The organism is Flavisphingomonas formosensis, assembly GCF_009755815.1.
GTDB classification, from domain to species: domain Bacteria; phylum Pseudomonadota; class Alphaproteobacteria; order Sphingomonadales; family Sphingomonadaceae; genus Flavisphingomonas; species Flavisphingomonas formosensis.
The window spans coordinates 113151-126671 of sequence record NZ_WRPK01000010.1 but is presented as its reverse complement, the minus strand read 5'-3'; the positions used below and the strand labels follow the sequence as shown (position 1 = coordinate 126671).

At 64.2% G+C, this 13521-nt stretch carries 17 protein-coding genes; 12 read left to right on the top strand and 5 right to left on the bottom strand.

Features of this window, described 5'->3' with window-relative positions:
* Positions 1 to 93: 93 nt before the first annotated feature.
* The 3 genes from GQY20_RS24220 (at position 94) to GQY20_RS24210 (ending at position 2728) form a co-directional block, all read left to right on the top strand.
* On the top strand, positions 94 to 846 hold the full coding sequence (locus GQY20_RS24220) for a helix-turn-helix domain-containing protein (protein ID WP_157219725.1): 753 nt from the start codon (positions 94 to 96) through the stop codon (positions 844 to 846).
* Between the two features lie 119 nt (positions 847 to 965).
* The gene (locus GQY20_RS24215; RefSeq protein ID WP_198351180.1) at positions 966 to 1910 is read left to right on the top strand and encodes a TIGR03619 family F420-dependent LLM class oxidoreductase; all 945 of its coding nucleotides are present in this window, start codon (positions 966 to 968) and stop codon (positions 1908 to 1910) included.
* A 263-nt stretch (positions 1911 to 2173) separates the two neighbouring features.
* Positions 2174 to 2728 carry a 3'-5' exonuclease family protein gene (locus GQY20_RS24210; RefSeq protein ID WP_157219723.1) on the top strand — a complete coding sequence of 185 codons (555 nt, stop codon included), beginning with the start codon at positions 2174 to 2176 and terminating at the stop codon, positions 2726 to 2728.
* Positions 2729 to 2734: 6 nt separating this feature from the next.
* On the opposite strand, the gene GQY20_RS24205 is transcribed toward GQY20_RS24210, so the two are convergent.
* Entirely contained in the window at positions 2735 to 4342 is a 1608-nt protein-coding gene (locus tag GQY20_RS24205) for an AMP-binding protein (RefSeq protein WP_157219722.1), read from the bottom strand.
* Positions 4339 to 4563 (bottom strand): hypothetical protein, encoded by a 225-nt coding sequence (locus GQY20_RS32280; protein ID WP_198351179.1) that lies wholly within the window; start codon positions 4561 to 4563, stop codon positions 4339 to 4341. The genes GQY20_RS24205 and GQY20_RS32280 overlap by 4 nt, the downstream gene beginning before the upstream one ends.
* On the opposite strand from GQY20_RS32280, the gene GQY20_RS24200 reads away from it, so the two are divergent.
* The 4 genes from GQY20_RS24200 (at position 4562) to GQY20_RS24185 (ending at position 7726) form a co-directional block, all read left to right on the top strand.
* Entirely contained in the window at positions 4562 to 4777 is a 216-nt protein-coding gene (locus GQY20_RS24200) for a hypothetical protein (protein WP_157219721.1), read from the top strand. The genes GQY20_RS32280 and GQY20_RS24200 overlap by 2 nt on opposite strands.
* Positions 4777 to 5037 (top strand): hypothetical protein, encoded by a 261-nt coding sequence (locus tag GQY20_RS24195; protein ID WP_198351178.1) that lies wholly within the window; start codon positions 4777 to 4779, stop codon positions 5035 to 5037. Before GQY20_RS24200 ends, GQY20_RS24195 begins: the two co-directional genes overlap by 1 nt.
* A gap of 157 nt (positions 5038 to 5194) precedes the next feature.
* The gene (locus GQY20_RS24190; protein WP_157219719.1) at positions 5195 to 6673 is read left to right on the top strand and encodes an FAD-dependent oxidoreductase; all 1479 of its coding nucleotides are present in this window, start codon (positions 5195 to 5197) and stop codon (positions 6671 to 6673) included.
* 90 nt (positions 6674 to 6763) lie between these two features.
* Positions 6764 to 7726, top strand: a complete 963-nt coding sequence (locus tag GQY20_RS24185) for a Rieske 2Fe-2S domain-containing protein (protein WP_157219718.1) — start codon at positions 6764 to 6766, stop codon at positions 7724 to 7726.
* Between the two features lie 208 nt (positions 7727 to 7934).
* Here GQY20_RS24185 and GQY20_RS24180 read toward each other — a convergent pair whose 3' ends face one another.
* Positions 7935 to 8675, bottom strand: a complete 741-nt coding sequence (locus GQY20_RS24180) for a helix-turn-helix domain-containing protein (RefSeq protein ID WP_157219717.1) — start codon at positions 8673 to 8675, stop codon at positions 7935 to 7937.
* A gap of 144 nt (positions 8676 to 8819) precedes the next feature.
* Here GQY20_RS24180 and GQY20_RS24175 point away from each other — a divergent pair, with 144 nt between their 5' ends.
* Genes GQY20_RS24175 through GQY20_RS24165 form a run of 3 tightly spaced genes read left to right on the top strand, consistent with a single transcriptional unit; the run spans position 8820 to position 10979 of the window.
* Positions 8820 to 9890, top strand: a complete 1071-nt coding sequence (locus GQY20_RS24175) for a Rieske 2Fe-2S domain-containing protein (protein ID WP_157219716.1) — start codon at positions 8820 to 8822, stop codon at positions 9888 to 9890.
* 35 nt (positions 9891 to 9925) lie between these two features.
* Complete coding sequence (locus tag GQY20_RS24170) at positions 9926 to 10450, top strand: SRPBCC domain-containing protein (protein WP_157219715.1); 525 nt, start codon at positions 9926 to 9928, stop codon at positions 10448 to 10450.
* A gap of 37 nt (positions 10451 to 10487) precedes the next feature.
* Positions 10488 to 10979 (top strand): nuclear transport factor 2 family protein, encoded by a 492-nt coding sequence (locus GQY20_RS24165; protein WP_157219714.1) that lies wholly within the window; start codon positions 10488 to 10490, stop codon positions 10977 to 10979.
* A gap of 88 nt (positions 10980 to 11067) precedes the next feature.
* On the opposite strand, the gene GQY20_RS24160 is transcribed toward GQY20_RS24165, so the two are convergent.
* The gene (locus tag GQY20_RS24160) at positions 11068 to 11214 is read right to left on the bottom strand and encodes a lmo0937 family membrane protein (protein ID WP_157219713.1); all 147 of its coding nucleotides are present in this window, start codon (positions 11212 to 11214) and stop codon (positions 11068 to 11070) included.
* A gap of 442 nt (positions 11215 to 11656) precedes the next feature.
* Positions 11657 to 12364, bottom strand: coding sequence for a Crp/Fnr family transcriptional regulator (locus GQY20_RS24155; protein ID WP_157219712.1), 708 nt, complete (start codon positions 12362 to 12364; stop codon positions 11657 to 11659).
* A gap of 63 nt (positions 12365 to 12427) precedes the next feature.
* Between GQY20_RS24155 and GQY20_RS24150 the strand changes: the two genes are divergently transcribed.
* Both GQY20_RS24150 and GQY20_RS24145 read left to right on the top strand, forming a co-directional pair.
* Positions 12428 to 12610 (top strand): hypothetical protein, encoded by a 183-nt coding sequence (locus GQY20_RS24150; RefSeq protein ID WP_157219711.1) that lies wholly within the window; start codon positions 12428 to 12430, stop codon positions 12608 to 12610.
* Positions 12611 to 12865: 255 nt separating this feature from the next.
* Positions 12866 to 13510: a YoaK family protein gene (locus GQY20_RS24145; protein ID WP_157219710.1), complete on the top strand. Its 645-nt coding sequence runs from the start codon at positions 12866 to 12868 to the stop codon at positions 13508 to 13510.
* The last annotated feature ends 11 nt before the right edge of the window (positions 13511 to 13521 follow it).

The following is a 13521-nucleotide window of genomic DNA, read 5'->3' as shown; positions in this document are numbered from 1 at the left end:
CGGACGAAGACGGACTTTGGCCATGCGGTCCGGCCGGTTGACGGCTTGTGCGCAAATGTGCGGAAATGTGCGGGCAATGCAGAAGGGCAGGATGTGAGCGACCGCGATCTGATCGACAGCGAAACGCGGGAGGTCGGCCGCCGCATCCGCGAGGAGGTCGCGCGCCGGCGCATCTCCCGTCAGGCATTGGCGGACATGGCACGGATCAGTCTCTCCACGCTCGAAAAGGCGCTTGCCGGCACGCGTCCTTTCACGCTGGCCACCACGATCCGCATCGAGGAGGCGCTCGGCGTTGCGCTTCGTCCCGATGGCGCAGAGCCTGTGGCGATGCGGCCACCTGCGGATACGGCGCCGGAAAGCATGGGCGCCTATGCGCGCGCAGCAGTGCGCTGGATCGAGGGCCGGTGGCTGACCTTGCGGCCGAGCTTCGGCACGCCGGATCACGTCTTCGCCTATGCGACGACGATCCGCTGGAACGATGCGGCGGGCCATCTCGATTTCGCCGAGTCGCAGCGGCTCGATGCGCGGTTCGAGCAGGCCGGCCATGTCTCCATGCCCAACCTTTCCGGTCACATCTATCTGGTAACCAACGATCATGGCCAGCATCGCCTGCTGATGCTCGGCCGCCCGACCATCGAAGGAAAGCTGTACGGCCTGCTCACCACGCTGCAGGTCGGCAGCGGCACGCAGCTCATGCCGGTGGCCTGCCCGGTGGTCATGATCCCGCTGGGCGAGAGTGCGGCGCCTGGCTTCGGCCTGATCGCGCCGGATGACGCGGCATTTGTCGGATATCGCCGGGCTCTCGATGCAGCGACGGCGGAGGATTTCGTACGCTTTTATCGATAAGAGGGCATGATAGGCGCGCCAATGTGCATATGAATCGCCGTCGGGCATAGATCGTGCCCCCTTTGGAAACCGCCGGCGCCATGCCAAGGCGGGCCGCCGACCAACGAGGAGAGAGCCCCTTGACCGCCAAGACGATGCCGCAGCTCACCATGGGCTTGATGTCCTTCTCGGCCGAGGATCCGGGGAGCTGGGAACCGATGTTCGCGCAGGCGCGCGCCGCTGATGCGGCCGGGGTCGATCGGCTCGTCGTGTCGGACCATGTCGTCTATGGCGAGCGGCTCGAGGAATATGGCCGACCCGAGATTGGCGGGATGGCAGGTGGCAAGCAGCCGACCGGTCCCGATGGCCATTGGCTGGAGCCGCTGACCACCCTGTCGGTGATTGCCGGCATGACCCGGCAGATCCGGTTGCGCACCCACATCCTGCTCGCGGCTTTGCGCCGTCCGGTGATCCTTGCCAAGAGCACCTCGACCTTGGACGTGCTGTCGGGCGGACGGCTCGATCTCGGCGTCGGCGTCGGCTGGCAGCGGGAGGAATATGAGGCGGCAGGGCTCGAATTCGAAGGGCGCGGCAAGCTTCTCGATCACAGCCTGGAGGTCTGTCTCGAGCTGTGGCGCAACCAGCGCGCCTCCTTCGACTCGCCGCTGCTGAGCTTCAAGAATATTCACCAGATGCCCAAGCCGACGCGCCCGGAAGGCGTGCCGATCTGGGTGAGCGGTACGGTTCGCAGCTCGACCGTGCGGCGTCTGGCACGTTATGGCGCGCGCTGGATTCCATGGGGCGCGGATGCAGCCAATCTCGGCGAGGCGATCCCGCGCGTCAGGGACATGCTCGCGGCGGCCGGCGGCGATGCCGAGGGGCTGCAGGTGGTGGGTCATCTGCCGCTCGTGAAGAGCGACGATGGCGAGATCGATCTCGGCCGCACGATGGAGAGCGTGGCCGCGCAGGTGGCTGCCGGTGTGACCGATTTCGTCACTTCGCCGCGGCTTGCGAAGGAACAGGATACGGCCGAGGCGACGCTGCGTCCGCTCGTCGAGGCGTTCCGCAAAGCGGTAGGGCGCTGAGGCGGGTGCGCCGGGGCGACGCTGCCGCCGCTAAAGGCTTTCCAGCAGAGGTTCGGGGAGCGCGTCGACCCGCATCGGGTCGCCCCCCGCCGCGTCTTCGCTAAAGCGCGAAAAGCGGCGCAGCTCGTAACGAACGCTGGCGAGCGCTTCGTCGAGGGAGAGACGGCGCAGCCCTAAAGCGGCTGTCGGTGGAAGGGGCCGCGCATGACAAAATATGTTCGGCATTTGATGTGTGCGCCCGCTTGCTCTAGGTGGGCGGCATCATGAGCAGGCTCCTAATTTCCGTTGATACCGAAGCCAGCGGTCCATGCCCCCTGCGCGGCGACATCATCAGCTTCGGTGCCGTGGTCATCGAACCGGGCCTCACCCGCTGCTATCGCTCGCGGGACATGCGCCCGACCGTCGATGCCTATGATCCGGCCGCCTATCGCGTGGTCGGCGTGACCCGCGAAGAGCATGAGGCCTTCACCCATACGATGGACGAGTGCTTCCGGCACTTCAACGCATGGCTGGAGGAGCTCGACTCGGATCGGCTGATCATGGTCTCCGACAATCCGGGGTTCGATTTCCAGTGGATGAACTTCGGCTTCATGACCACGATCGGCTCCAATCCGCTCGGCCATTCGGCGCGGCGGATCGGCGACATGTGGTCGGGCCTCCGCCGGCGCGAGCATGAGACGCTCGGTTGGAAGAAGCTGCGTATCACCGCGCACACCCATGATCCCCTCGAAGACGCGCTCGGCAATGCCGAGGCGTATCTGCGCATGTGGGATTATGAGGTGGGCTATGAGGAAGCGCAGGCCTTCTACGGCCGCTGACGGCGCTTACCTCACCAGTTCGAATGCTTCCGCCTGGCGGTCCCAGGTCTGCGCGGTGACGCCCTTGGCGCGCAGCTTGTATTTCTCCACCTTGTTGGTCGGGGTGTAGGGCAGCGCGTCGACCACTTCGATGTAGCGCGGTACGATGAAGTGCGGCGCATTGTCATTGATGAAGCGGGCGAGTGTGGCGGGATCGATCGTCATGCCGGGCTTGGGCACTACGTCCAGCTTGATCTCATGTTCGGAATCGAGTTCGGCCGAGGGCACGCCATAGGCGGCGCACTGCGCGATGCCGGGAAAGCGGTTGGCCACGCTTTCCACCTGGAAGGAGGAGACGCTACGGCCCTTGTAGCGAATATAGTCCTTTTTCCGGTCCACGAAGAAATAATCCCCGTCCGCATCCATCCGGCCGAGATCGCCCATCAGGAACCAGCCGTCGCGCCACGCCTGGGCGGTCGCCTCCGGATTGTTGAAATAGCCGTTGAAAAGGATGTGCGGCTTCTTTGCCTTCACGGCGAACTCGCCCGTTTCGCCGACCGGAACCTCGCGGCCGTCGTCATCGACCAGACGAAGCTCGAAATCTTCGCTCACCTTGCCGAGCGCATTGGGTTTGTTACGCGCGCCGGGGAAGCATTCGCGGCCGATCAGAGTCATGACCTCGCTCTGGCCGAAGCCTTGGGAGATCTTCTCGATACCGAAACGGGCGCAGATCGGATCGATGAGATGCTCCGGCAGCGGCACCATCGACACGGTCCGCAAAGGATTGGCGCGATCGTCGGGGCGCTCGGGCGCATTCCACAGGAACATGTGCATCGCGCCGAGGCTCATCGTCTGAGTGGCGCCATAATGGCGGATGCGATCCCAGAAGCTGCTCACTGAAAAGGCGGAATCCATGGCAACCGGAATCCCGGCGACCAATGCGCGGAAGACCGTGGCCGCCCAGGCAGCGGAATTATAGAGCGGCAGGCAGTTATATGCGACATCGCCGGCCCGCGTTTCCCACATGCGGTTGCCGCTCTCGGCGGAGTTGATCCAGGCGTTGTGACTCTGCATCACGCCTTTGGGCTTGCCGGTGGTGCCCGAGGTCCAGAGGATCGCCGCCGTGTCGCCATAGGACAGCGCGATGGGAGGAGGCGGCGCATCGCTTGCGTCGGCGATCTCGGCAAAGTCGGTGACGCGTCCGGCCAGGGGGCCAGGCGCGCCGAGCACGGCTATCCGCGGAACGGAAAGGCGATCGACCACTTGGGCGAGCCGGTCTGAATAGACCCCGTCGATGATCAGCGCGGCCGGCAAGGAGTCGGCGATCGCCTCGACCAGCCAGTCGCCACGATAGTCGGGATTGATCGGCACCCAGATCGCACCGATGCGATTGGCCGCGAGGACGATCCGGACATAGTCCGGCCGGCTCCCCATTAGGATGGCGACGCGATCACCCTGGCCGACGCCGAAAGCGATGAGGCCGTTCGCTATGCGATTCACTTTCCGATCGGTCTCGGCGAAGCTCTCCTGCCCCTCGTCCGACATCAGGAAGATCGCGTCGGGCGTCGCGCGCGCCCAGCTCGACAGTACCGCAGGCAAGGTTCGGTCGACGGGGTCGGAAAGGTTCAGCGTCATATCCTCACCATCTTGACCGCTTCGTTCGGGCGGCGGCTGACATATGTGTCAGAGCTACGGACGGCTCCGATCTTCGTCAAATGATACGGCCTGCGTGGATAGGCCGCCACAGCAAGTATCGGGTCGCCAAAATGCTCGTCGCGTGCCGAGCGTTCTGGATCGACCGACGGCAAGGAACGCTTCGTCCGTTCGATCGCTTTCATTGCGAAGGAGACGTGCATGTCCAATCTGTTCGGAGCGCTCGTTGGTGCCGCCATCGATCGGCAGGATGGAGACAGCGGCATCAAGGGTGCGATTATCGGCACGGTCGCTGAAGCTGCGATCAAGGCGATCGTGCCCGTGGTCGCCACCTATGCGCTCGGTTGGGCCGTGCAATACGGGATCCGCAAGGGATGGCACGCGGTAACCGGTGAAGATCCGGCAGCGAGCGCATGATGCGACGTCTCGTTCTTGCGCTGATCCTCGTCGCTGTGCTCCCCGGATGCAAGGGGCGGGGCACGATCGAGCATAGCGCTGACGGCCATGCGGTGGACATCGCCGCCCAAGCCGACCGCAAGGCTCGGGACGATGCCGCTCAGGCGATGGAGCAACGCAGCCTCCAGGTGCGCAGCAAGGACCCGGCGCAGGCTGACAGGCTGGAAGATCAGGCGCGTGCGATGCGCGACCATAACAAGGCCGCCGCGTATAGCGGCTAAAGGCGCGTCCTTTTTCTTGTCGCGCTTTTCCGGGCGGCGATGGCCATAAGCCCTCATCTTGGCCCGATGCCCAAGCATTCAGCGATTGGCCGGCGCCCGCGGCCATGGCATCCACTGCCCGATAGAGCAGTCGATAAGCTGAGAGGATAGCGGGCATATGGCGTTCGAGACCATCGCACTGGGCGATGTGGAGCGGTTTGACGAGACCACTGACGTTCTGGTGATCGGGCTGGGCGCGGCCGGGGCGGGGGCGGCGATCGAGGCGCGCCGCGCAGGCGCGGACGTGACGGTGATCGAGCGCGCATCGGCGGGCGGGGGATCGACGGCGCTGTCGGGCGGCTTCATCTATCTGGGCGGCGGCACGCGCGTGCAGAAGCTCAATGGCATCGAGGACAGCGCGCAGGACATGTATCTCTATCTGCGCGAGATGAGCCCCGAAGCCGATCCTGCGAAGGCACGGCTCTATGCGGACAGCTCGGTCGACCATTTCGACTGGATCGAAGCGAATGCCGTGCCGTTCGACGACCGCTTCTACCCGCATAAACATTATGAGCATTCGAGCGCGGAGTCGCTGGCGTGGACGGGCAATGAACAGGTGTGGCCCTATCGCGAGATCGCAAAGCCGGCGCCGCGCGGCCACAAGATGCCCGGCAAGGACGAGAAGCATGTCGGCGTGGGTGAGACCGGCGGCGGCGGCCAGGTACTGATGGAAGGGCTGATCGCGACGGCGGAGACGCTCGGCGTGCGGATCGAGTGCGATGCCAACGCCCGGCAACTGATCGTCGATGCGGACGGCCGTGTCGTCGGGCTACGCTACACGCGCTTTCAGCAGGATCATTATGTCCGCGCGCGCCGCGGCGTCGTGCTCGCCACCGGTGGGTTCAGCATGAACCAGGAGATGATGGACGAATATTGCCCGGTCTTCGCCGACGAGGTGTTCGGCAAGCTGGGCTCCGGCTATGTCCAGGGCGTCGGCCACCGGCTCGGCGAGAGCGCGGGCGGCGTGTTCGAGCATATGGACGGCTTCTTCATCACTTCGCCTTTCTATCCGCCCGAGAGCCTGTTGAAGGCGATCCTGGTCAATGTGGAGGGCAAGCGCTTCGTCGCCGAGGACAGCTATCACAGCCGCTCCACCGCGGCGGTGCTCGCCCAGCCTGAGCGCAGGGCCTATCTGATCTGCGACAACGCCATCTTCGGGCGCTGCGAATATCCGCACGATCTGATCGACGCCTGGGAGACAGTCGAGGAGATGGAGCGCGACCTGAAGCTGCCCGAGGGGGCGCTGCAAAAGACCATGGCGAATTACAATGCCCATGCAGCAAGCGGGGAAGATCCTGAATTCCGCAAGCTGCCCAAATGGGTCCAGCCGCTGACCGAAGCTCCGTTTGCGGCGATCGACTGCTCGATTGGCTCAACGCCGATCCTCGGCTTCACCTTGGGCGGTCTCAAGACCTCGGCGAAGGGCGAGGTTCTGTATGCGGACGGGCGGCCGATTCCCGGTCTCTACGCGGCAGGTGCGTGCGCTTCCAATCTGGCCTATGATTCGATGGGCTATTCCACCGGCACCTGCATCGGCGAATCGACTTTCTTCGGCCGGCAGTGCGGGAAGTATGCGGCGGCGCAGGCCGCCGCCTGACAGAGGAGACGGGGCACGAAGCTCCGCCGAGGCGACGGTCCGGCTATGAGGGATGGTCGGGCGAACGGCAGAGACAAGGGAGAGTTGCCGATGACCTATTTGAAGCCGATCCCGATGAAATACCGGATCGAGCAGCCCGGCTTCCCGCGGGGCTGGTATTGCGTGGCGGAATCGCGCGACGTGAGCGGGGAGGCGATGCTGCCGGTCAGCTATCTCGACCAGCAACTCATCGTCTACCGCACCCAGGATGGCACCGCGCAGGTGGCCGATGCCTATTGCCCGCATCTCGGTGCCCATCTCGCCAGCCACGACGGCGCGATCTGCGAGGGCAAGATCACTTGCCCCTTCCATAAGTGGCAGTTCGACGGCGCCGACGGCAGCATCGTCGATATTCCCTACACGAAGGTGATGCCGCCGGCGTCGGTGAAGCTCACCTTGCACCCGACCCGCGAGGTCGATGGCATGGTGTTGATGTGGTACGATGCGCATGGCCGGCAACCGGACTTCGAGCCTTATGCCAGCTCCAAACTCAAGGAGGGCGGCTATGTCCTCTATGAGGAGCGGCAGTGGGAGACGACCTGCCCGTTCCGCGACATCCTCGAGAATCTTTTCGACACCGCCCATATCCAGCAACTCCACAACAGCAACAACCTGCCGGACGTGCTGGAGACGGCGCAGGAGGATTTCGGGCTTCGCGTCGAATATGCGATGACCGGCGAGGAAGCGGTGCAGGGAATGACCGTCCGGCTGTCGGGCGTGTCCTTGCTGAACCAGGAATTTCGCGGACAGGGCTGGAGCACGGTCTTCGTGCATAGCTTCACGCCGATAGACGATGAGCGCTTCCTGCAGAAAACGCGGCTCTATCTGTCGGAGATGCCGGATCCGGCGCTTTACGACATGATCGGCAAGCCGTTCGTCGAACGCTTCGTATTCGAGGTGGAGCAGGATCTGAAGGTGCTCGATTACAAGAAGCATCTCCACAAGCCGAAACTCTGTGCCGGCGATGGGCCGATCATGGAGTTCCGGCGCTATTCGAGCCGCTACTACGCATAAGCTCCTTCTCCCTCTCCCGCTCCCGAGCCAAGGGATTCACACATCATTGTGGTCGCGTTTTCCTGCGTCATGCCAGCGAAAGCTGGCATCGCTCTCAAAAAGCAGCCGGGCGACTGTGGAGGGCGACCCCAGCTTCCGCTGGGGTGACGAAGAACAAGAGCTCCAAATCAATGATATGTGAATACCGTAGCTCTTAGGCGGGAGAAGGCTACGCGGCCATGCCCTCGCCGACCTCGGCCATGTCGAGCGGGCGCACGAGCAGGAACAGCGCGGTCCAGTCCGCCGGCTCCGACGGCGTCATGCGCTCCTGCTCCGCAATCCTATGGATCTCGAGCCGCAGCGCTTCGAACAGCGCCTGCACGCGCGCACGGCCGCCCTCGCCGAGGCGGACCATGTCCGCGACATAGCGCGCATCTTCAGCGCCATAATCCAGGGTCAGGAAGAGATGCTTGACGGTCCGATCGAAGGCAACCGCCAGGGGGCCGCCGCGCTGCCAGGAAACGGCGCGGTCGGTGAGCGGGCGTACGCGGCCGCCGGCACCGATCGCGATCAGGCCGAGGCGATCGAGCCGCTGCAGATAAGCTGCGACGCGGGGCTGGGGCACCCCGAATTCGCGCTCGAATGCGTCCGGCTGCCAACCGTTGAGGATAGCGAAGAACAGGAAGGCGAGGGCGCGGTCCGCGGCCAGGATACGCTCCTGCGCGAGGGTGAAGCGGGTGGCTCCGCCGGAGGGCGCCGCGGCCGCCAGATCGCGGATATCCGTGCCTGCAAGCGCGCACAGCGCGTCGAGCCGGTCGAGGGTCAGGCCCTGGCCGTTGAGCCAGCGGCGGACCGTCGGTTCGGCAACCCCCAGCCGATCGCCGATCGCTTTCGCGGTAAGACCCGCGCGGCGAAGCTCGGCGCGGAGCTGGGTCAGGAGCGACGTGGCGCCCGGCCGCGGGTGGTTCATCACAAATCCTGAACTATTGATCATCTGGTGATCGATATCCTATCATCCAATGATCACATGCCAAAGCGGTGCGTTGATCCGCGCGCAGTGTCGGGACATGCAGACGCCATCGATAGACGTGCTTGGGCGAAGAGGAGAGGTGCCTTGGCGACGACGGCGGATTATGGGCTCGGGGAATTCACCTTCCCCCGCGGCTGGTTCATGGTGGCCCCATCGAGCGATGCGGTCGGGGCGCCGAAGCCGCTCAGGATGTTTGGGCGCGATCTTGTCATCTACCGCGGCGAATCCGGCCGCGTCGTGCTGATGGATGCCTATTGTCCGCACATGCAGGCGCATCTCGCGGCGGAGCAGACCTCGGGAGCCGCGGCGCGGCGGATCGAGGGCGATTCGATCCGTTGTCCCTATCATGCCTGGCGCTTCGGACCGGACGGCCGTTGCGATCATGTGCCTTATTATAAGGGGCCGATGCCGCCTGCGGCGAAGGTGCGTTCCTATCCCGTCGAGGAGCGGTTCGGCTGTGTCTTCGCCTGGCACGATCCCGAGGCGGGCGAGCCGGATTATGCGTTGCCCGATCTGCCCGAGTGGCAGGATCCCTATTGGGTACGCTGCACGTTCGACGATCTCGGCACGATCCCGGTGCATCCGCAGGAGATCATCGACAATATTGGCGATACTCGCCATTTCGGCCCCATCCACGGCCAGATCATGGCCTATTTCGACAATATCTTCGACGGCATCACCGCGCGGCAGCGCTCTGGCGGCGGCCATGAGACGATGACGACGAGCGAGGATGGCGTGCTCGACAGCGACGCCATGTACACCGGCCCTGGCATCCTGATTGCGCGCTACAGCGGCGAGACCGATGCGGTGCAGATCATCCTGCACACGCCGAAGGAGGATGGCGTCACGCAGATCTGGCACGGCCTGATCACGCGGGGCCAATCCGTCCCGCATTCCCCGGCGGACCTGGAGATGAACCGCGCCTACCACGACATCGGCCTTGCCGCCTTCTCGCAGGACTTCGAGATATGGCGCACCAAGGGGCCGGCGATCCATATCCTGCGCCTGCCGACCGACGGACCATTCCCGCGCTCGCGCGCCTGGTATCGCCAATTCTACAATCCCCGCGCTCGCGCGGCCGAATATCAGGCGCGCGCGAACGGACTGCATCGCACGCAGGACGTGCCGGCGCATCCGAGCGTCGAGGCCGCCTGACCTCCAGCCTATGAGACAGAAGAGGAGAGGACGCCATGAACGATCCCAAGACCTATTATGACGAGGCCAATGTGGTGCGTTCCGACGCGGTGGAGATCGATGCGCCCGCGTCGATCGTCTGGTCGATCCTGATCGATCTAGACCGCTACGGAGAGTGGAACCCATTCTGCGTCCACGCTCGCTCGACGCTGAAGATGGGTGATCCGGTCTATATGACGCTGAACGACTATACGGCACCCGGCCGGCTGGCGACCAACGTTGAATATGTCTGCGCATTCGAGCCCGAGCGGCGCTTGTCCTGGGAAGCCTATTGGAACGAGGCATGGCCTTACGCCGCGCGCCGCGACCAGACAATCGAGCCGCTGGGTCCCGATCGTTGTCGCTACCAGTCGAGCGACGCCTTCCTCGGCGAGACGGGCGTCCATGTGATGCGCTTTTGCGGCGGTTGGGTGAAACGTGCGTTTGATGACAGTGCTCGTGCTCTCAAGGCACGGGCCGAGGCTTTTGCGCGCGGCGATATGTCGGGTGCGATGAAGCAGTGGACGCCGGAAGCGGCGTGATCCATCGTTCCACGGGACACGGACTGGAGGGATCGGAATGAGCAGCGCGGACGACTGGATCGCGATTCAGAATGCGATAGCCACCTATGTGATCGCGGTGGATACGCGCGATATCGATCTGTTCGACATTGTGTTCACCCCCGACGCGAAGATCGAACTCGCCAACACAGGCACGTTCGATCCGGCGAGCTACGGCAGCCTATGCCGCGAAAACTTGGCCCAGCTCGATGGAACACAGCATCACCTCGGACTGCCGGCGATAAACATTGATGGCGATATCGCACATGCGCGCACCTATTTCGTCGCTCAGCACAGCCTCAATGCGCTCGCGCCCGATCCGCATCTGGTGATCGGCGGCTGGTATGACGATACGCTGGCGCGGACGGCGGTTGGCTGGCGTATCACGCACCGGACGGGAACGGCGGTGTGGTTCGACGGCAATCCCAACGTGCTGGGCTATGCTTTCCCGACCGGCGCCGCGCCACGCGGGCCGGGGCATGCAGCGCCGGGCTGGCTGAGGCGGGGATAGTCGCTCACTCGGCGCTTACAAGGCTTATCGCTTCGACGTCCGTCATGCTGACGCGCGTTCAGCATGACGGAGGGAATGTTTCGCCTCGCTAAACCGCGCGACGGCCGGTGAAAAGCTGGATCAGCCCCACGACAAGGGCGACTACCAGCAGGAGATGAATGAGCCCGCCCGCGACGTGAAAGGAGAAGCCCAGCAGCCAAAGGACGAGGAGGATGACGACAAGGGTCCAGAGCATTGTTGGAAACTCCGCTGTTCGTACCCAGCTTCGCGCCGGGATGTGAACAGAAACGTGCTGGCCCGCCAAAGCGTTCCGGCCCGTCGTTGCGTGTCGCAAGCCTCACCAGTTCATCGCGCCGCTACTATCGGCGGATCGGCCGGCTTCCCCGATTTTTCGTTGTCCGCGGACGGATGGTCGTGCCCTTTTTGGACGGCATCCCTGCCGAGCTTTTCCGCTGCGAGCATCGCCTGCATGACGCGCCGTTCGGCGTGTGCGCAGGATCGGATCGGGCATGCGCGCGGGCGGAGGCGGCAAGGGTGAACGCTGGATAAGCGAGCAGAAAGGGGATGCTGACGCGCAGGATGAATGGCAGAAGCGCGTCCGTTGTGGTGCCGTCTAGCCCAACGGTCGGCAAGCCCGGGAGCAGCAGCGCAAGCTGGGCGCGAACGCCGGTCTTCGTCTAGTCCAGGAACAGGTAGTTGTCGTCGAATTCGGCGATTTCACAGAGCTTCTGCCAATCGCCGATCGAGGCTACGCCGTTTCGGAAGGTGAGAATTCCCGGTTCGCGCAATCGGCGCAGCATGCGATTGGCGTGGACGGAGGTAAGGCCGGTGGCCTCGCCGAGATCGAGCTGCGTGAGCGGGAAATCGAAAGTCCAGCCGCGCGTCCCCCCGATCATGCGCAAGCGGACATAGGCTTCGCAGAACAGATGGGCGACGCGCGCCACGCCCGCGCGCGCGCCGACGGAGGTGAGCCACTCGCGGTTCATCGCTGCATCGACGAGTGTGCTCTTCCAGAGCAGTTCGGTGAGCCTAGACGACGTTTCGGTGAGCCGGCAGATCGCGTCATGCGGTACGACCGCCATCTGTACGGCAGTGAGCGCTCCGACGGTATGTTCCAGGCGCTTCAGCGGATAGCTGTGGAGATCGACGAAATCGCCGGGATAATGCAACGCCAGGATTTGGCGTTTGCCTTCCTCCGTATCCTTGTAGCGATAGGCGATTCCCGCGAGCAGCAGCGTGCAATTGGTGAGCGGTTGATTCTCCCGCACGATGATCGAGCGGGCATCGAAATTCACCGTGCGCGCGATCGCCGCCTCAAGCTGCGCACATTCCTCGTCGCTGAGGCGGGGGGTGGGGTGCGCGGTCAGGAAAATACGGGACAGCATGGGACATCCTTTGGAACGGCCGCGCGCCGGTTTTCGTTTCTGGCTTCATGATAGGACTGTTCCATGAGCGATATCAAATCGGATGAACCCTGGGACGAACCGGCGGAGGTGACGGCTGAGGAAGGTCAGGTGCTCGTCGACGGGCCGGACGGCGTCGCGGTATCGCTGACGCCTGCGGCCGCGGCAGAAACCGGCCGCCGTCTCCGGTGCGCGGCCAAGATCGCGCGGAGACAAGTGGAACGATAGGGCAGTTGCCAAGTCCCGGGGTCGGGCCAGTTTGATGAGCTCTTTTCCCAATGATTTGGGCGTGCGGAAAAGGTCGGGCATCCCCCGTTCGGGGGATGTACCGGGTTTTGCAGTGCAGTATCTTCGATCCGCGACCCGAAGGACACCGTCAGGTGGACCTTTCATGGCCCGGCCCCTCTGGGGCCGGGTCTTTTTTGCATTTATCATGTGCCGGTCGGCTTGCCGCCCGCGCCTTGACATCCTTACCATTCGGCCATGCTTCGCTACGATCCTTCCCGGCGTTCGCTTGCTTTCGGTCTCGCGGTCCTCGCAGGCTATGTCGATGCCATGGGTTTCCTCAAGCTCGGCGGCCTGTTCGTTTCCTTCATGAGCGGCAATTCCACGCGGCTCGGCATCGGCCTGGCACAGGGATCGGGTGCAGCTGCGGTGGCAGCGGGACTGATCGCCGCCTTCGTGGCCGGTGTCATGGGCGGATCGATCCTCACGGCATTGGTGCCGAAGATGCGCAAGGCGGCGGCGTTGGGCTTGGTGACCATGGGCCTGTTCGGGGCTGCGGTGCTGCAGCGGATCGGCTTCGATGCCGTCGCGCTCGGTGCGATGGCCGCAACCATGGGGTGCACGAATACGGTATTCCAGCATGAAGGCGAGGTGACGATCGGCGTGACCTATATAACGGGCGCGCTGGTCAAGCTGGGGCAGCGTCTGGCCGGAGCCTGGCTGGGCGGCGATCGAACGGCCTGGATACCCTATCTCGGTCTCTGGCTCAGCCTGGTCAGCGGAGCCGCGGCGGGTGCTCTCGCCTTCGCGCGACTCGGTCTCGACGGCCTGTGGTTGGCGTGCATGGCGGCAGCGGCGCTCTCCGGCTGGGCATGGCGCATCGGCCGGCGGACGGCTGCGTGAAGGACTGCGGC